The organism is Castellaniella sp. (assembly GCF_041677825.1).
Classification (GTDB): Bacteria; Pseudomonadota; Gammaproteobacteria; order Burkholderiales; family Burkholderiaceae_B; genus Castellaniella.
Window position 1 is genome coordinate 17,185 of sequence record NZ_JBAYPG010000014.1, and the last position, 18,454, is coordinate 35,638.

At 61.9% G+C, this 18,454-nt stretch carries 14 protein-coding genes; 6 read left to right on the forward strand and 8 right to left on the reverse strand.

Annotated features, from left to right (window positions below):
• Positions 1-137 precede the first annotated feature (137 nt).
• The 6 genes from WCY17_RS07440 to argE are packed head-to-tail and all read left to right on the forward strand — an operon-like array spanning position 138 to position 8,078.
• Positions 138-1,181, forward strand: a complete 1,044-nt coding sequence (locus tag WCY17_RS07440; RefSeq protein ID WP_372701545.1) for a TRAP transporter substrate-binding protein — start codon at positions 138-140, stop codon at positions 1,179-1,181.
• A 59-nt stretch (positions 1,182-1,240) separates the two neighbouring features.
• Complete coding sequence (locus WCY17_RS07445) at positions 1,241-1,753, forward strand: TRAP transporter small permease (RefSeq protein ID WP_372701546.1); 513 nt, start codon at positions 1,241-1,243, stop codon at positions 1,751-1,753.
• A 21-nt stretch (positions 1,754-1,774) separates the two neighbouring features.
• Entirely contained in the window at positions 1,775-3,058 is a 1,284-nt protein-coding gene (locus tag WCY17_RS07450; protein ID WP_372701547.1) for a TRAP transporter large permease, read from the forward strand.
• Between the two features lie 24 nt (positions 3,059-3,082).
• Positions 3,083-4,591, forward strand: a complete 1,509-nt coding sequence (gene xdhA, locus WCY17_RS07455; RefSeq protein WP_372701548.1) for a xanthine dehydrogenase small subunit — start codon at positions 3,083-3,085, stop codon at positions 4,589-4,591.
• Positions 4,588-6,915 (forward strand): xanthine dehydrogenase molybdopterin binding subunit, encoded by a 2,328-nt coding sequence (gene xdhB / locus WCY17_RS07460; RefSeq protein ID WP_372701549.1) that lies wholly within the window; start codon positions 4,588-4,590, stop codon positions 6,913-6,915. Before xdhA ends, xdhB begins: the two co-directional genes overlap by 4 nt.
• Before the next feature lie 11 nt (positions 6,916-6,926).
• A complete protein-coding gene (argE, locus tag WCY17_RS07465; protein ID WP_372701594.1) occupies positions 6,927-8,078 on the forward strand; it encodes an acetylornithine deacetylase in 1,152 nt (383 codons plus the stop codon).
• Between the two features lie 71 nt (positions 8,079-8,149).
• On the opposite strand, the gene WCY17_RS07470 is transcribed toward argE, so the two are convergent.
• The 8 genes from WCY17_RS07470 to WCY17_RS07505 form a co-directional block, all read right to left on the reverse strand.
• On the reverse strand, positions 8,150-9,787 hold the full coding sequence (locus tag WCY17_RS07470; protein ID WP_372701550.1) for a DHA2 family efflux MFS transporter permease subunit: 1,638 nt from the start codon (positions 9,785-9,787) through the stop codon (positions 8,150-8,152).
• A 113-nt stretch (positions 9,788-9,900) separates the two neighbouring features.
• Positions 9,901-11,112 carry an HlyD family efflux transporter periplasmic adaptor subunit gene (locus WCY17_RS07475; RefSeq protein WP_372701551.1) on the reverse strand — a complete coding sequence of 404 codons (1,212 nt, stop codon included), beginning with the start codon at positions 11,110-11,112 and terminating at the stop codon, positions 9,901-9,903.
• 6 nt (positions 11,113-11,118) lie between these two features.
• The gene (locus tag WCY17_RS07480) at positions 11,119-12,588 is read right to left on the reverse strand and encodes an efflux transporter outer membrane subunit (RefSeq protein WP_372701552.1); all 1,470 of its coding nucleotides are present in this window, start codon (positions 12,586-12,588) and stop codon (positions 11,119-11,121) included.
• Positions 12,589-12,720: 132 nt separating this feature from the next.
• Positions 12,721-13,287: a MarR family winged helix-turn-helix transcriptional regulator gene (locus WCY17_RS07485; protein WP_372701553.1), complete on the reverse strand. Its 567-nt coding sequence runs from the start codon at positions 13,285-13,287 to the stop codon at positions 12,721-12,723.
• A 185-nt stretch (positions 13,288-13,472) separates the two neighbouring features.
• Positions 13,473-14,603 (reverse strand): acyl-CoA dehydrogenase family protein, encoded by a 1,131-nt coding sequence (locus tag WCY17_RS07490; RefSeq protein ID WP_372701554.1) that lies wholly within the window; start codon positions 14,601-14,603, stop codon positions 13,473-13,475.
• Positions 14,604-14,637: 34 nt separating this feature from the next.
• Positions 14,638-16,455 carry a long-chain fatty acid--CoA ligase gene (locus WCY17_RS07495; protein ID WP_372701555.1) on the reverse strand — a complete coding sequence of 606 codons (1,818 nt, stop codon included), beginning with the start codon at positions 16,453-16,455 and terminating at the stop codon, positions 14,638-14,640.
• A 1-nt stretch (position 16,456) separates the two neighbouring features.
• The gene (locus tag WCY17_RS07500; protein WP_372701556.1) at positions 16,457-17,263 is read right to left on the reverse strand and encodes an ABC transporter ATP-binding protein; all 807 of its coding nucleotides are present in this window, start codon (positions 17,261-17,263) and stop codon (positions 16,457-16,459) included.
• A 4-nt stretch (positions 17,264-17,267) separates the two neighbouring features.
• Positions 17,268-18,440, reverse strand: coding sequence for an ABC transporter substrate-binding protein (locus WCY17_RS07505; protein WP_372701557.1), 1,173 nt, complete (start codon positions 18,438-18,440; stop codon positions 17,268-17,270).
• Between the last annotated feature and the right edge of the window lie 14 nt (positions 18,441-18,454).

The following is an 18,454-nucleotide window of genomic DNA, read 5'->3' on the forward strand; positions in this document are numbered from 1 at the left end:
GGAAATATTGGCGTGATAACTTTCTGTCTCGTCCTCAGTTGCATACATTTATAAATGTACTCGAAGATGTGTCAATTCAACGAAGTGATTGGACATGTAACGGCAGCCGACGGCTGCAGAAAATGGAGATGAATCGCATGAAATTGCTCAATTTCTGTCGCGTGACAGCGGCCTCAATGGCGATTGCCGTTGCCGGGCTTGGGGCTGCATCGAATGCTGCAGCAGAGACCGTGCTCAGGCTCAGCCATACCACTGCAGAAAAGATGAACCAGGGTTCTCAGGCCTGGGCCGTCATCTTCAAAGAGATGGTCGAGCGCAATTCCGATCAGCAGATCAAGGTACAGATACAGGGCGCCAATGCTGCCGGATCTGAGCGCGAGCAGCTGCAAAAGGCACAGACGGGCATCAATCAGATGACCATCAACAGTGAAATCCTGATGCCCAGCTTCTTCAAGCCCGCTCAGGTTTGGGGCATCCCGTACCTCTTCAATTCTGATGCGGTCGCCTGGGAAGTGCTGGACGGGGAATTTGGCGATGCCTTCAATGAGGCCTGGCGCGAGGCAACCGGCTTGCGCATCCTGGGTGTATTCAATGCGGGCGTGCGCAGCTTTTTCAATGCCAAGCGTCCCGTGCACGGCCCCTCGGATCTCAAGGGGTTGAAGATCCGCACTGGAGAAAACCAGGGGCATATCGCCATGGTCCGTGCCCTGGGCGGCAATCCCGTGCCCATTGCCTGGTCTGAACTGTACACTTCGCTGCAACAGGGCGTGGTGGACGGCATGGAAAACCCCCCGGGGCTGGCTTACGCGATGAAACTGCACGAGCATCAGAAATACCTGACACTCGATCGCCATCTCTTCAGCATTCATGTCGCGATGATCAATGACGACGTTTATCAGTCGCTGACCCCAGAGCAGCAGAACATCGTCCAGGAGGCGGCCAGGACGGCGACAGTCGTTGCCCGTGCAACGGTTTTGCTCGACGAACGCGACGCCATAGAAGAGCTGCGCGAGGCAGGCATCGAGATCTATGCGCCCACGGCAGAGGAATACGCCGAGTATCGTGACCTGGGGCGTCCGCCGGTCGAGGAAATGGTTCGCAAGGACATCGGCGACGAATGGGTCGACAAGATGCTCGCCGGCATCAGCACCGCAGAGGCCAAGGTCGGGCAGGGCCAATAAGGACCATGGCGGCCGCCCGGCTGGCGGCGGCCGCCATTTCCGCATTCCATGGAAATACTATGCTGCGAAAATTCGATCAGTTGATTGTCGTCGCCAGCAGCGCGTTGCTGGTGCTGTTGTTGTTGCTCATGACAGGCGCCACGCTATCGGGCGTTTTTGCGCGCTATTTATTGAACGATGCGCCGGCCTGGTCTGAAGAGGTCGCTCGCTACAGCATGGTATGGCTTTCATTTCTCGGTGGCGGGCTGGTGTTTCGCCATGGCGGCCATATCGCCATCGATATGCTCATCCGCAAGATCCCGGGCCGGTTCTGGCAAAACGTTGTTTTCGGCTTTTCCCAGCTCGTCATATTTGCATTCCTGGCCGTGCTTCTATGGAAGGGCTGGGACATGTATGTACGTGGCGGACGCATGACGACGCCAGCGCTGCAACTGCCCATGGCACTGCCGTATGCGGCCGTGCCGGTCGGTGCGGCATTGATGATCTATCACCTCATGGTGGTTTCATTTCTTTCGTACCGCGGGCTGGCTGATCCTGCGCACGCCGCGCAGATAGAGCTGAAATCCGAATAAACTTCACGACAGGTTGTCTCGATGCTCGCAGCAACTCTTTTTGGATTGATGGCCGCTTTTCTGGTCCTTGGCGTTCCGGTAGTCTTTGCCGTGGGCGCAGCGGCTACGCTGGCCGTGGTGCTGCTTGTCGATACGATGCCGCTGCTGGTCGTGCCGATGAGCATGTTCAACGGCATGGATTCTTTCCCGATGATGGCGGTGCCCTTCTTCATCCTGGCCGGCGAACTCATGAACCGCGGCGGCATATCGCTGCGCCTGGTCAATTTCTCCAAGACGCTGGTTGGCCATATCACTGGCGGGCTGGGCCATTCCAATGTAGTGGCCAACGCGATCATGGCGGCCATCTCCGGTTCGGCGCTGGCCAACATTGCCGCGGTCGGCCGGGTGCTGATACCGGCCATGAAAAAAGAGAAGTATCCGGTAGAAATCGCAGCGAGCCTGACCATCTGTTCATCGCTTCTGGGGCCCATCATTCCGCCCAGCATCACGATGGTGATTTTTGCAGTCACCGCGGGCCAGTCGGTCGGCGCTCTGTTTCTGGGGGGCGTGGTTCCGGGCCTGCTCATTGCCTTGGGCATGATGGCCGTGATTTATTTTTGGTCGCGCCGGCGCGGCTATGGCGAAGTGCAGCCTTTCAGCGGCAAGGCAGTCTGGCGCGAGGCCAGGAATTCAGGGTTTGCCTTGCTGATGCCGGTCATCATACTGGGGGGTATCTTCACGGGAGTGATGACGCCCACCGAAGCGGCGGCGGTCGCCGTACTGTATGCCTTGCTGATCGGCATATTTGTGTATCGTGAGCTGACCTTCAGGGAACTGTGGCGGATACTGCTGAGTACCGGGATGACGACCAGCTTCATCATGCTGATCATCGGCGCCGCCAGGATTTTTTCGGATGTAATGCTTTCCGAGGCCGTGCCGCAGTCGATCGCGTCCGCCATGCTGGGGGTGTCCGACAATCCATATATCCTGCTGTTGTTGATCAACGTTCTGCTGCTGCTGGTAGGCTGTGTCATGGATACGACGGCCGCCATCATCATCCTGGTGCCCGTGCTGATGCCGGTCATCCAGAGCATCGGTGTCGATCCAGTGCTTTTCGGGGTCATCATGAGCCTGAACCTGGTGATCGGCATGGCAACGCCGCCGATCGGCGTTGCGCTCTACCTGGGGGCCGAGGTCTCGGGATGTCGGGTCGAGCGGATCATTCCTTCGATGAGTGTCCTGCTGGGCGTACATATATTCGTGCTGCTGCTGATCAGCTATGTTCCGACGGTGGCGCTGTGGCTGCCGCATGCGCTGGGGTACTGAAGCGGCGGCGCAGGTATTGATCATTTGTTTCACGATGAGGGGGTTCAGGTGCGCGATGCGATCGAATTTGTCTTCAATGGCCAGCTGCGCCGGCTGACCGATTTTGACCCGAATCTCACTGTCTTGCGCTACGTGCGCGAGCACGAACGGGCCCTGGGCAGCAAGGAAGGCTGCGCCGAAGGCGACTGCGGCGCATGCACGGCTGTGGTTGCCGAGCTGGCTGACAATGGCCTGCATTATCGGGCGGTCAATACCTGTATTCAGTTTCTGGCAACCCTGGATGGCAAGGCGCTGATGACGGTGGAGCACCTGGAATCGGATGCCGGCCTGCACCCTGTGCAGGAAGCGATGGCCGAGTCCCACGCATCGCAATGTGGCTTCTGTACGCCAGGCTTCGTGATGTCGATGTTCGCCGGAGCGCAGAACCATGTACCCCCGACACGCGTGGCGATCGATGAAATGCTTGCGGGCAACCTGTGCCGCTGCACGGGTTATACGCCGATCATCCACGCGGCCGAAAAAGCGCTGGCGCCCGCTTCGGGGGCCCAGATCCGGGAGGCCGATGAAGTATTGCTGAGACAGCAGCTGCAGGCTGTTTCCAGTCAGGAAGGCGTGAGCATCCACAGCCACGGCAAGCATTTCATCGCTCCGGCGACGCTGGCTGAGCTGGCAGAGATCTTGCTGCGCGCCCCCGATGCAACGCTGCTGGCAGGCGGTACCGATGTCGGGTTGTTCGTCACGAAGAAACATGCTGCGCTGGAGACCGTGGTCTACATTGGCAGAGTCGCTGAGTTGGCGCGTATCGAGGATACCCCCCAGGGGGTTCGCCTGGCGGCGGCGGTCACCTATGCTCAGGCAAGCGCAGGCCTGCAGGCGCTGTATCCGGATATGGGCAAGCTGATTTCCCGTATCGGTGCCGTGCAGGTGCGCAACCTGGGCACAGTCGTGGGCAATATTGCCAATGGCTCGCCCATAGGCGACATGCCGCCTGCCCTGATCGCCGCGGGTGCCAGGGTGGTCCTGCGCCGGGGAGACGCCACGCGTGAACTGCCGCTCGAAGCGTATTTCATTGCATACGGCAAGCAGGACAGGGTGCCGGGCGAGTTCATCGAAGCCCTTCTGGTGCCCCGGCCCGATCCAGGCGGTGTTCTGAAAGTCTACAAGATCAGCAAGCGTATCGATCAGGATATTTCGAGCGTATGCGGGGCTTTCAACCTGGGTTTTTCAGAGGAGGCCGGCGAGCGTGTCGTCAAAAGCGCCAGGATCTGTTTTGGCGGCATGGCCGGCACCCCGCTGCGTGCCTCGCAGTGCGAAGCGTTCCTGGTCGGGCGCGTCTGGGACGAGGCTACCGCCGAGCAGGCAGCCGAACTGTTGAGCGAGACCTACCAGCCCTTGAACGATGCGCGTGCGAGCGCAGCCTATCGCAACCGTGTGGCCGGCAACCTGCTGCGCAAGTTCTTTCATGAGACCCAGGCAGCGGATCAGGCGCCGCTGGGCGTGGTGCATGGTTCTTTTCAAGGAGCGCGTCGATGATGGTTCATGTTTCCAGGCGCCATGACAGTGCAGCCAAGCAAGTCAGTGGTGCCGCAATGTATATCGATGACCTGGCCGAACCGCATGGCATGCTGCATGTGGTCATTGCACAAAGTACGCTTGCGCATGCCGAAATCCTTGTCTGCGACCTGGCCGAGGTTGTACGGCAGCCCGGTGTCGCTGCCGTGCTGACACTTGCCGATATTCCGGGAAGCCCCGACCTGAGCTGTGTGCATGCAGGAGATGAACCGGTTTTTGCTGATCGGAAGGTCCAGTTTGCAGGCCAGGCGCTATATGCGGTCGTAGCTGAAAGCGTCGCGGCTGCTCGCCGGGCTTGCGCGTTTGCCAAACTCGAGTTCAAGGAATTGCCTGCGGTATTGTCCATAGAGCAGGCCATGGATCAGCAGAGCTTTGTTGTGCCTCCGCGTCGCGTCAGCCGGGGTGATTCGGCGCGTGCCCTGGCGCAGGCGCCCAATCGTCTGAAGGGTTGCCTGCGTACGGGCGGGCAAGAACATTTTTATCTGGAAGGCCAGATCGCGCTGGCGGAGCCGGGTGAGGACGGCGAAATTTCAATCTACAGTTCGACGCAGAACCCCAGCGAAATCCAGCACCTCTGCGCGCGGGTACTGAACATGCCGGATGCGGCGGTCAAGGTGCATGTACGGCGCATGGGAGGCGCCTTCGGTGGCAAGGAAACCCAGGCAGCACAATTTGCCATCATTGCAGCCTTGGCGGCACGCAAGACAGGGCGCGCTGCCAAGGTGCGGCTGGATCGCGACGACGACATGCGAATGACGGGGAAACGCCATGCCTTCGTCATCGACTATGACGTCGGTTTCGATGATGAAGGGCGTATTCAGGGCGTCGAGTTCGTGCAGAAGGTGCGTTGCGGCTATGCTGCCGATCTTTCGGGGGCCGTGGCAGATCGCGGGGTGTTTCACTGCGACAATGCCTATTTCCTTGAAAATGTCACGATCGATTCCTATCGCTGCCGGACCCATACCGTATCGGATACGGCATTTCGCGGATTTGGCTGCCCGCAGGGCATGATAGGCATCGAGCGCGTGATATTGGATATCGCGCAGCACTTGGGCAAGGATCCACTGGATGTCCGCCTGGCCAACCTGTACGATCCAGAACGTGCCCAGACGCATTACGGCCAATCGGTCTCCAATTTCATTTTGCCCGAAATCATCGAGCAACTCAGTACGCAGGCCAGGTATCACGAGCGGCGCAGGTCGGCTCTGGCATTCAATCAGAGCAATTCGTTCCTGCGCAAGGGTGTTGCATTGACGCCCGTCATGATGGGGATATGTTTCAGCCGGACGCACCTGAACCAGGCTGGCGCGCTGATTCATGTCTACAAGGACGGCAGCATTGCGCTGAATCATGGCGGGACCGAGATGGGGCAGGGGCTGTTCATCAAGGTGGCGCAGATCGTGGCCCAGGAGTTCGGCGTATCGCTGGATCGTGTCCGGCTGACTGCGACCACGACAGAAAAAGTGCCGAATACATCGGCCACCGCCTCGTCGGCCGGGGTGGATCTCAACGGCATGGCGGCCAGGGATGCCGTGAGCAAGCTCAAGCGCCGGCTGACCGACCTTGCGGTGGAGAAATATGCTGTGCCCAGGGAAACCATCCGGTTTGCCGACGATCACGTGGAAATCGGTTCGAAGCGCATCACCTTCGAAGCCCTGGTTGAGCAGGCTTACCTGGAGCGGGTTTCGTTGTCCGCCACGGGCTTTTTTCGCACGCCGGAGATCCATTTCGATCAGGCGGCTTTCCAGGGAAGGCCGTTCCTGTATTTTGCGTACGGTGCAGCGATTTCCGAGGTCCTGATCGACAGACTGACAGGCGAATACCGCGTGACGCAGGTCGATATTCTGCAGGATGTGGGGCGCTCCTTGAACCCCGCCATCGACATCGGTCAGATTGAAGGCGGGTTTATCCAGGGCATGGGCTGGCTGACGACCGAAGAACTGTATTGGGATGAGCGGGGCATCCTGAAAACACATGCGCCGTCGACTTACAAAATCCCCGCCATCGGCGATCGCCCGAAAGTCATGAATGTGATGCTCATGGACAACCCTGCCTTCCGGTCAGCGACGCCATATTTTTCCAAGGCAGTCGGCGAGCCGCCGTTGATGCTCGCCATTTCCGTTCATCAGGCGATGATTGAGGCGCTTTCATATGATGTCAGCCGGCCAGCTCTGGATACCCCGGCAACGCCGGAGCGTATCCTGCTGGTGCGGCCGATGCCGGCAGACGGAACAAGGACAGCGTCGTGTGCGCAGTCCTTGCTTCCGGCAGAAGAAAAGCTCTAGGTGGGTGCCGTATGGCCAGAAAAATTCCAGCGCTGCGCGAGATGATCGCGCAGCTGGTTGCCACGCTTTCTGTCAGCAGCAGTACCCCTGGGCTGGATGTCGGCAACGCCGAGGTCAATGCGTTGCTGGCGGGTTGGTGTGAGAGTCTGGGGTTCAGGACGCGCCTGCTTCCGGTGCCGGGCAAACCTGGACACGTGAACCTGATAGCCACGCTGGGCCGGGGAACAGATGGGTTGGTGTTGGCTGGCCATACGGATACTGTCCCTTTCGATCCACATCTATGGCAGTCGGATCCGCTCGCCCTTACAGAACATGAAGGCCGGTTGACCGGCCTGGGCATTGCGGACATGAAGGCATTTTTCGCTTTTGTGCTTGACGCCGTCGAATCCATTGATCCTGCCCGGCTGGGTGCGCCGCTGACACTCATCGCCACGGCCGATGAAGAGGCGGGCATGACCGGCGCCCGGGCGCTCACCTCTTTGCGTGAGTATGGCAGGCATGTCGTCATCGGCGAGCCGACGGGCGGTGTTCCGGTCCGCATGCACAAGGGAAACATGATGCATCGCTTGATTCTGATCGGGCAAAGCGGGCATTCCAGCGACCCATCTTTGGGCAGAAACGCGCTGGATGGCATGCATGCGGTCATGACCGACCTGATGGCGTTCAGGCAGTCCCTGCAGAATCAGTATCGGCATGCGGGGTTTTCTGTTCCCGTTCCAACGCTCAATTTGGGTTGCATTCATGGCGGCGACAATCCCAATCGCATCTGTGGCCATTGTGAGCTGTCATTCGACTTTCGCCTGCTGCCCGGAATGAATGGCGTCGAGATCCGGGAACGCATTCGCGAACGGGCGGTGCAGGTTGCTCACGCGCACGGGCTGGAAGCTCGTCTGGACGTGATCATGGACGTGGTGCCCGGAATGGAGACGCCGGCGGACGCGGCCATTGTGCTGGCGGCCGAACGCATTTCGGCGCAACCGGCTCAGGCGGTATCCTTTACGACCGAAGGGCCTTTCTATCGCGCCCAAGGCATGGATGTGGTGATCATGGGGCCAGGCGATATCGCCTGTGCGCATCAGCCTGGAGAGCACCTTTCAGTGGCGCGGATCAACCAGACAACGCGGCATTTGCAGGCATTGATCGGGGATTTTTGCTTGTCGTGATGGTGTCGAAAATTGATCCATCGTCGCCTGGGTCTCGCCACATGTCGTGATGCCGTTCGCCGACTTGCCCGTCATTTCGTTTCATGCGCCGTTGTCCCTGACACTGGTGAAGTGGCCGGGGTCGGCAATACAGGCTGGGCTGCCTGAGGCCGCGCCAGCCAGATCAGCCCGATCAGGACCATAAAAATGAAAGTGGAGGCCAGAAAGAAATCGGTGGCCGACATGGTCCAGGCCTGCTGGTGGATGACCTGATCCAGCAGGGCAGCGCCTTGTCGTGGGTCCACGCCATGATTCTGCAAGCCATTCATCAGGTGGTCGAAGGCCGGTTCACCCGGACGGGCAACTTCGGTGAGACGCGCGTGGTGCAGGATGGCACGATCATCCCACAGGGTCGTGGTGATCGAGGTGCCGAAGGCGCCGCAGACCAGGCGAAAGAAATTGGTCAGGCCGGCAGCGGCGGGGATGCGCTCCGGGCTCAGCCCGGCCAGCGAGATCGTGGTCAGCGGAATGAAGAATGCCGCCATGGCCGCGCCCTGGATGAACGTGGGCAGCATGACCCCGAACAGATCCACATTGGTGTTGTATTGCGCGCGCATCCAGCTGATCAGCGAAAAAATCAGGAAGGCGACGGTCGCGATGATGCGCGGGTCGTGGCGCGCCACCAGCTTGCCCACGACCGGTGACAGCACGATGGCCAGAATCCCCACGGGAGCCGCGGCCACGCCGGCCCAGGTGGCGGTGTAGCCCATGGTGCTCTGCAGCCACAGCGGCAACAGGACCACGGTACCGAAAAACACGCCGAACGCCACTGACAGGGCCACCGTGCCGGCGGTGAAATTGCGTTGTGCGAACAGGGACAGATCGACCACCGGATGGCTGGCCGTCAGTTCCCAGATGACGAAGTACACGAAGGTGATGGCGGAGATCACAGCGAGCGCGCAGATCAGCGGACTGGCAAACCAGTCCAGATCCTTGCCCTTGTCGAGCATCACCTGCAGGGCGCCCACCCAGACCACGAGCAGCGCCAGGCCGACGCCGTCGATCGGCAGGCGGCTGCGGCGCGACTCGCGTCTGCGGTAGATCTGCCATGAGCCCCAGGCAGCCAGCAAGCCGACTGGCACGTTGATGTAGAAGATCCAGGCCCATGCGTAATTGTCCGAAATCCAGCCACCCAGCAAGGGGCCGGCGATCGGGCCGACCAGGATGGTCATGGACCAGAGCGCCAGCGCCATGCCGGCCTTGGCCCGCGGGTAGCTGGCCAGCATCAGCGCCTGCGACAGGGGGATCATCGGCCCGGCGACGGCGCCCTGCAGTACCCGGAAGAACACCAGTGATTCGAATGACCACGCAAAACCGCACAGCCACGAACTCACCACGAACAGCAGGGTCGCCATCAGAAACAGCCGTACCTGCCCGAAATACCGGGTCAGCCAGCCCGTCAACGGTACGGTGATGGCGTTGGCCACAGCAAATGACGTGATGACCCACGTGCCCTGGGTGGTGCTCACGCCCAGATCACCGGCAATCGTCGGGATGGAGACGTTGGCAATGGAAGAGTCCAGCACGTTCATGAACACGGCCGCCGACAGGGCGATGGTCCCGAATGCGCGCGCACTGCCTTCAAGCGGCGGGTAATCGCCGGCCGGCGCTTGCCCGGCAGGCCGCGCAGATACGGGCGCAGATTCACGCGGGGGTTCAGATGCAGGCATGGGTCCGGCCGCAGACGTGGGCCCGGCCGCAGACGTGGGCCCGGATGCAGACGTGGGCCCGGATGCAGACGTGGGCCCGTCCGCGGGATCTTGCGTTGCCCTGATCTCAGTGCTCATGGGGCGAGGTTGGCGTTGATGATCTGCCGGATCATGTCATCGATCTGCGCCGGATCGTGTCTGTAGACCGCGGTGTCGTGCCGCGTGCCCGCGCTTGCGGATGGATCGGGTGGCGCATCATCGTGTGCGGATCCGGGCGTGGATGACAGATCCACCCGGGCAGTCATCGAGAGGCCGACGCGCAGCGGGTGGGCCTGCAGTTCCCGGGGGTCGAGGCGGATCCGGACCGGTACGCGCTGGATGACCTTGATCCAGTTGCCGCTGGCATTCTGGGCCGGCAGCAGTGCAAAGGCACCGCCGCTGCCGGCGGACACACCCTCGATCATGCCGTGGAAGGTGACCTCGTCGCCATACAGATCCGATACCAGTGTCACCTCCTGGCCCGGCTGCATGTGACGCAGCTGGGTTTCCTTGAAATTGGCTTCCACCCACAGGCTGTCCAGGGGCACGACTGTCATGAGCGGCGTGCCGGCTTGAATGCGCTGGCCCAGCTGAACGGCGCGCTGGGCAATCATGCCGTCCACGGGCGCAGGCACACGGGTACGCGATTGGGCCAGCCAGGCCTGCCGCACCTGCTCTGCCGCGTGCACGACATCCGGATGGGTGGCCACCGTGCTGTTGCGGGTCAGGGCCTGGTTGGTGGCCAGTTGCGCCTCGGATGCCGCCAGACCCGCCTGGGCCTGGGCGAGCGCGACTTCTGCGGATTTGACGGCCACCTGTGCATGCAGCAGTTCTTCACCACTGACCCCGCCCGAACTGCGCAATGCATTGCGTCGCTGAAGATCGTTGCGGGTCTTGTCCAGCTGGGTCTGCGCCTGCTCGACGTTGGCACGGCCCACCGCCACATTGGCTGCCAGCGCCTTGTTCTGCGCAAACAGCGTCTGCGTATGGCGCACGGTTTGCGCCAGGGCGGATTTCGCCTGGGCAAGGACGATCTCGGTGTCGCTGGCGTCCAGCGTCACCAGTTCAGCGCCCTGCGTGACGGTTTGCGTGTCGTCTGCACCGATGGCCACCACAGTGCCGGGAATCTGTGCGCTCACCGTGACCAGGTTGCCGTGCACGTAGGCATCGTCGGTGGATTCATAATGTGCAACGAACATGGTCCACCATACGCCGTACAGCAGGGCAATCAGAATGAACAGGCCGGTGGCGATCCACATCAGGCGCTTGCGGGTCGAGCCCGCGGTCTTGCTGCTTTCTTCAGTCATGGTGTGTCAGCTGGAATGATCAGGCCGCTGTGTCAGGCGTGCCGGGAAAGGCTGGGCGATGGGCTGCTGTGATCCGGTCGCCGCGGGCTCGAGGTATCCGCCGCCCAGCGCCGTCGCCAGCTGGATGTCCAGCAGGTAGGCCTGGGTATGCAGATCGCTGGTCTGCACGGTCTGCTTGAGGACTTCGTTCTGGGCCAGCAGTACCTGGATGAAATTGCCCAGCCCTGCCTTGTAGCGCTGCAGGGCCACGTCGTAGGCCGAGGTGATGGATTGGAGGCTGGCTTCCTGGTGCCGGATCTGTTCCTGCAGGGCCTGGATGGATGCACTCGCATCGGCCACTTCACGAATCGCGGTGACAATGGTCTGGTTGTATTGCGCAATGGCCTCATCGCGCGCCGCACGCCGGCCGGCCAATTGGGCGTTCAGGGCGCCGGCATTGAAAATGGGCAGCGTGATCACTGGCCCCACACTCAGGTTTCGGCTGTTGCTGCGCAACAATTGATCCAGACCCAACGACAGAAACCCTGCGGCGGCCGACAGGTCGATATTGGGCAGGAAATCCGCCTTGGCGGCGGAGATCTCGGCGCCTGCCGCCTGCGCCTGCAGGCGTGCGGCGGCAATGTCGGCGCGCCGTCCGAGCAGCGCCATGGGCATGTGCATGGGTACGCCAGCCGGTATCGCACGGTACGGCCGCAGGGCCGGTTGTGGCAGTTGTTCCGGTGCCTTGCCCAGCAAGGCCGCCAGCCGGTGCTGCAGCAGGACGGCGTTGTTGCGCACCTGACCCAGCTGCACCCGGGCGGCCGAGACGGCCGAGTCGGCCTGGTCCACGTCCACCTGGGTACCCAGACCGTTGTCATAGCGTGCCCGTGTGATGGCCAGGGCATCCTCGAGCTTGCCGACAATGTCCTTGATTGCCACCGCCTGTGCCTGGGCGTCCTGCTGCTGGAAATAGGCCTGGGCGACGGCCGACACCAGCAGGTTGCGGGCCTGCCGCTCCATCGCCTGCGCGGCTGCTGTACGCTGGCGCGCTGCGGTGGTCAGGGCTTTTTGTCGACCCCACAGATCCGGGTCGAAATTCAGTTGCAGGGACAAACCCGTATCACTCTGGTATGAACCGCCCAGTGGCGGCGGATAAATGTAGGATTCACTCAGGCGCTCGCGCGTGAACTGATACTGGGCGTTGATCTGCGGCCACTGCACCGCCCGCGCGCCGCGCGCGGCCGCCTGTGCGATCCGCACGCGCGCCATGGCCGCCTGCAGGTCGGGATTGCCCTGCAGCGCTGCGTCGATCAGGTCGTCGAGCTGGGTATCCGCGTAGCGCGTCCACCAGTGCGGCTCGGGCCATTCGACGCCTGCCGGGTCCTGTTCCAGTGCCAGATCGCCTGCATCGAGTGCTGCTGCGGCAGGGGCACCCGGGTCCATCGGAGCGCAGGCGGTCAGTGCCAGGAGCAACATGAGGGTGAGCAGGGGTTTCATGGGTTTGGCAGAACGGTTGTACGGGTCATTATCTGACCAGGCAGGTAAATAGTGGCATGCATGTCGTTGACGATGGGGATCAGGCACCGGGCGGCTGGAAGCCGCGCGCAGGACTGCGGGACGCTTCGGGGCCTATTCGAGAGTGGCTTCGCTGGCCTGGCGCAACTTGTGCTCGCCGTTGATGATCATGCGCCTGAGCAGCGCCAGCAGCATGTGCACCTCATCTTCGGACAAGCCCTGCAGATGCAGGTTCAATGCATCGGCCACGATGGGCAGGATCTGGTCGGTGAGTGCATGGCCTGCGTCGGTGAGAACGACCTTGACGACCCGCCGGTCCTGTGGAATGCGTTCGCGGCGGATGACGTCCTTGGCTTCGAGCCGGTCGAGCATGCGGGTGACGGCCCCTGTGTCCACATTCATGACGCGCGCCAGTTCGGCCGGGGTGTCCGTGCCCTTGTGCTTGATGAGCAGAAGGGGGCGCCACTGGTTGGCCGTGAGCCCCAGCGGCAGGGTGTCCAGGTCGATGACCTTGTTGATCAGCCCATGCAGGTGACGCACCAGTACGCCCACATTGCGATCGGCGGCCAGATCGCCGGGCGCGCGACCATAGAACCGGCCGCCCGACTGGCGGGGGGGCGAGCCGGCCAGCCCGGCCGGTTGCGATCGTGGCGTGTCTGAAGATGGGGTGATGTCCTGCATGCCGGGATTTTAACGCCGAACTATCTGACTAGGCAACTAAATGCTTGCCTTGTATGCTGCCCCGGGCCCGATCCCGCTGATCGGTCTGGCCGCACGCATCACGCAGCGGTCACCCGTGCGATGCCGAGCGCATTCACCGGGCACATTCACTGGGTACATTCACGGGGCGCATTCACCGCGTACATTCAGGCCAGTTCGCGGGCGATGATGTTGCGCTGGATTTCGGACGTGCCTTCGTAGATTTGCAGCACCTTGGCATCACGAAACAGTTTTTCGGCCGGGTATTCGGTCGAGTACCCCATACCACCGAAGATCTGCATGGTCTCGGTGGCTGCCCAGATCGCGGCATCGGCGGCATAGACCTTGGCCATCGAGGCCTGCAGGGTATTGCGCTGCCCATGGTCGAGCCGCCAGGCGGCCTGGTAGGTCAGCAGGCGAGCGGCTTCGAGGCGCAGGCGCATGTCGGCGAGGCGGTGTGCGATGGCCTGGTGGTGCAGCAATGGTTTGCCCATGGATTCCCGCTTGCGGGCGTAATCGAGGGATTCGTCCATGCAGCGCTGGATCAGCCCCACGCCAAAGGCCGCCACCATGGGGCGGGAGCGGTCAAAGACCTGCATTGCCAGCGCGAACCCTGCGCCTTCGTCTCCCAGGCGGTGGTCGTCGGGGACGAAGACGTCATCGAAGAACACCTCGGCCGTGGGGGCGGCCTTTTGCCCGAGCTTGGACAGGGGTTTGCCCACGGTCAGGCCCGGGCTGCCGGCGGGCAGGATGAAGGCGGACAACCCGCGGTAGCTGCCGTCCGGGTCCGTTTTGGCAAATGCCACGAAGAATTCGGCCAGATTGGCGTTCGAAATCCAGATTTTGCTGCCATTGAGGCGGTACCCTCCGGCCACGCGCTCGGCCCGGCTGCGTATGCCGGCTACATCCGAGCCGGCGTGGGGTTCGGTGAGGGCGAAGCTGGCCATGGCCCCGTCGGCCAGGCGGCGCAGATAATGCGCCTGTTGCTCGTGCGTGCCGGCAATCAGTATGGGTTCGGCAGCAAGCGCATTGATGCACAGGGCAGCGCCGATCCCCAGGCACCCGTAGCATAGGGCTTCGGTGATCAGGACGAGTTCGAGACAGCCCAGACCCGGGCCACCCAGGGATTCCGGCAACGTGGCATTGACCAGGCCCAGGCGCACGGCTGCGTCATGGACTTCGGCCGGGAAGGTGGCCAGGCGATCGGCTTCGACGGCACGGGGCAGAATCTCGCGCTGGGTGAACTGCTGGGCGAGTGTCTGGATCTGGCGCTGCTGCTCGGAAAGTTCGAATTGCATGGGTTCCCCGGGTCAGGTGTACAAGGCCTTGGCTTCAGGCGTACAGGGTCTCGATTTCGCTGGCGTAGGCGTCGTAGATGCTGGCGCGGCGGACTTTCATGGTGGCGGTCACTTCGCCATCGTCGTGGTCGAGCTCTTTGGTGAGCAGGTGGAAGCGCCGGATATTGGCTACCGGGGCGAGCGTGGCGTTGCCCGCGTCGATTTCAGCCTGTACCAGCGCATGCACCTGCTCGTGGGTGGCCAGCGAGCGGAAGTGGGTGAAGGCGATGCCGTGGCTTTCGGCCCACTTGCCGACGGTTTCAAAGTCGATCTGGATGAGGGCCGACACGAAGCGCCGGCCGTCGGCAATGACGATGCATTCCTTGATGTAGGGGCTGCCTTTCATCACGTTTTCGATTTCGGATGGCGTGATGTTCTTGCCCCCTGCGGTGATCATGATGTCTTTCATCCGGTCGACGATGTAGATCTGTCCATTGCGCTCGGTTGCCAGATCGCCGGTATGCAGCCAGCCATCGTGTATGGTTTCGTGCGTGGCGGCCTCGTTCTTGTAATAGCCTGCGAACACCATCGGGCCACGTACCAGGAGCTCGCTCGTGGCGGGATCGATGCGGCAGTCGGCATTCAGGATGGCCGTGCCTACCGATGTGGGCTGCGGGTTCGACAGCGGCTGCCCGGTGACCATGCCGGTGGACTCGGTCAGGCCATAGACCTCGACCAGGGGCACACCGATATTGCGGAAAAAGCGCACCACCGCAGGCGGTATGGGGGCGGCCCCGGTGAGCGCGACCCGGCAGCGGCGCAGACCGGTGAAGTTCTGCAGCGCACGCAGAATGATCCAGTACCAGAATGCGTACGTCAGGCGCTGCGCCAGCGTGCGGTCGGCCCGCCTGACGTAAGAGAGCGATTCCGTCGCTGCCAGCGCCCGGTGAAACAGCCAGCGTCGGATGCGCCCGGTCTCGGCGATCTTGATCATGATGGATGAGTGCAGCTTTTCCCAGATGCGTGGTACGCCCAGGAAAAGATTGGGGGCGATTTCGCGCAGGTCTTCCTGGACCGTGCGAATGGATTCGCCAAAATTGACCTGCGACCCCAGATAGATGGGTACGAAGGTGGTCAGCATCTGTTCGGCCACGTGGCACAGGGGCAGATAGGACAGGTGGCTGGAGGCCGGCGTGAGCTCGAGATGCGCAATGATCCCGGGCGATACCCCATGGATGTTGCGATAGCTGATCATCGCGCCCTTGGGCTTGCCGGTGGATCCCGAGGTATAGATCATCAGCCCGATGTCCTCCATGGACTGGGCCTCGAGCACTGAAGCGATGAACCCGGTGTGCTGGCGCTCGTACTCGCGCCCCCTGGCTTCGACGTCGTCGTAGAGCAGGGTGATCGCAGCGATGCGTGGGTCCGTGTTGCGAAAGCCGTCGGGTTCGATGACGATCACCCGGCGCAGGCGGGGCAGTTGCCCGATGGCTTCGGCGATCTTGTCGACCTGCTCCTGGTCTTCGCAGACCACGATCTCGACATCGGCGTGGTTGACGACGTATGCCACTTCGGGCCAGGGGCTGGTGGCATAGACACCCACGGTGATTGCGCCCACCAGGCCGCAGCCCATCTGGGCCAGTACCCATTCGGTACGGTTCTCGGAAAGAATGCCGACATGGTCCCCCGGCTGCAGGCCCAGCGACACCAGCCCCAGGCCAAACCAGCCGGCACGCTGGTAATACGTCTGCCAGGTCAGCGGCTGCCAGATGCCGAAATCCTTCTGGTGCAGGGCGATGCGATCAGGGTGCGCCTGAGCGCGTTCGCGCAGCATCTGAGGCAATGTCAGATCGGGGATCGTGTGGGCATGCATGTCACGACAGCCAGCGCTTGCGGCGCTTGTAGTGTTTGATGTTGCGGAAACTGCGAGATTCTCCCGCGCCGCCCACGCCCAGATAGAATTCACGTACGTCAGGGTCGTTGGCCAGGAAGTCGGCCGTGCCGTCGGTGACGATCTTGCCCATTTCCATGATGTAGCCGTAGTGGGCAACCGCCAGCGCGACCGACGCGTTCTGTTCGACCAGCAGCATGGAAACCCCTTGTTCGGCATTGACCCGGGCGATGATGCGGAAAATGCTCTCGACCAGCAGCGGCGCCAGGCCAAGCGAAGGCTCGTCGAGCAGGATCAGTTCTGGGCGTGCGATCAGGGCGCGGCCAATTGCCAGCATCTGCTGCTCGCCACCCGACAGATAGCCCGCCAGACTGGTGCGCCGTTCGAACAGGCGGGGGAAGTACTCGTAGACCAGATCGAAGTCGGGTTTGCCCTGCCTGCGCCCGGCCAGGGCGTAAGTGGCCGCCAGCAGGTTTTCCTCGACCGTCAGGTCTTCGAAGACGCGCCGGCCTTCCATCACGTGGAACAGGCCCGCCCGCACCAGATCATGGGGCTGGCGGGCCTTGGTGTCGATGTCGCGGTACCGGATGGCACCGCTGGTGAGTTCGCCATCTTCGAGCGGGAGCAGGGCCGAGACCGCCTTGAGCGTGGTGCTCTTGCCAGCGCCGTTGGAGCCCAGCAGGGCCACGATCTGGCCTTGCCGGACCTGCAGCGACAAACCACGCAACACCTGGACGCTCTTGTTGTAGAACACTTCGATGTTGTTGAGCTCGAGTACGGTGGCGGCCATGCACCTACTCCAGGATGATCCAGTCGGACACCGGCAGCATCTTGCCCTGGCTGACGTCGGCCTGATAGATGCGGCCCACGGGAATCGAATTGCCGCGGATCGTGATGGGCACGCCGATCAGACCCCCGGTATCGAAGTCCTCGAGCGAATTCAATGCCGCCTTCATGTTTTCGGCTGTCATCTCCTTGCCTTCGGCAAGTACGCGACGAGCCGATTCGGCATACAGCATGGCCGACAGGAAACCCTGGATATAGGGGACGTTCTGGTAGTCGGGGCGCATTTCACGGATCTTTTCCAGCATCGGCGCGGATTCGGAATCGTCGTAGTAGTAGCGATAAGGCATCACGCCCATGAACCCGTCGGCCACATCCTTCATCTGCATGACGGTGGAGTTGTCCATTGTCCAGAAGGTGCCCATGAACTTGGTGTCCATCCCCATCTTGCGGGCCTGTTCGATGAACTCGGGAATGGGCGCCAGGATGTATCCATGGAAGATGGTGTAATCGGGCCGTGCACGGCGCATCTTGGCGATTTCGGTCGAGACATCGACGCTGCCCGGTGGCGTCATGAGTTCTGCCACGACTTCCAGGCCGAGATCCTGCGCGGTCTTGCGGCTGGTCTCGATGGGGTCGCGGCCGAATTCGGAGTCGGAATAGACGAAGGCGACCCGTGCACCGGGGGATTCATCGGCGATGTGGCGCAGAAGAATGCCGAACATTTCTGTGTAATCGGGCCCGACCAGAAACTGATAGGGGTATTTTTCCGGATCGTTGAGTTCGCTGGCGAACGAGGCGCCCGACATGAGAATGCTGTTCTTGCGGTTGAGCTCGTTGTTGATGGTTTTGCTGAAACCGGTCGAGTCGCCGTAATAGAAGTTGACGTCGTTCTGGCTGGTGATTTTCTTGAAGGCGGCCACCGAGGCATCGACCTTGTAGCCGCTGTCCTCGGGCACGTAGCGCAGCATGTGGCCATCGATGCCGCCGGCATCGTTGACCATCTTGACGTAGTCCTGGATCCCGGCATGGATGCCGATGCCGGCGAAGGAAAACACCCCGCTCATGGGGATGGATCCGCCGATGACGATTTCCTTTTCTTCGGCGTGGGCGAGGCCGGCCGCGCCCAGCATGCCGGCAACGACCGCGCCGGCCAGCCAATGTTTCACGGTGTGGATGTTCATAGTGTCTCCTGCTT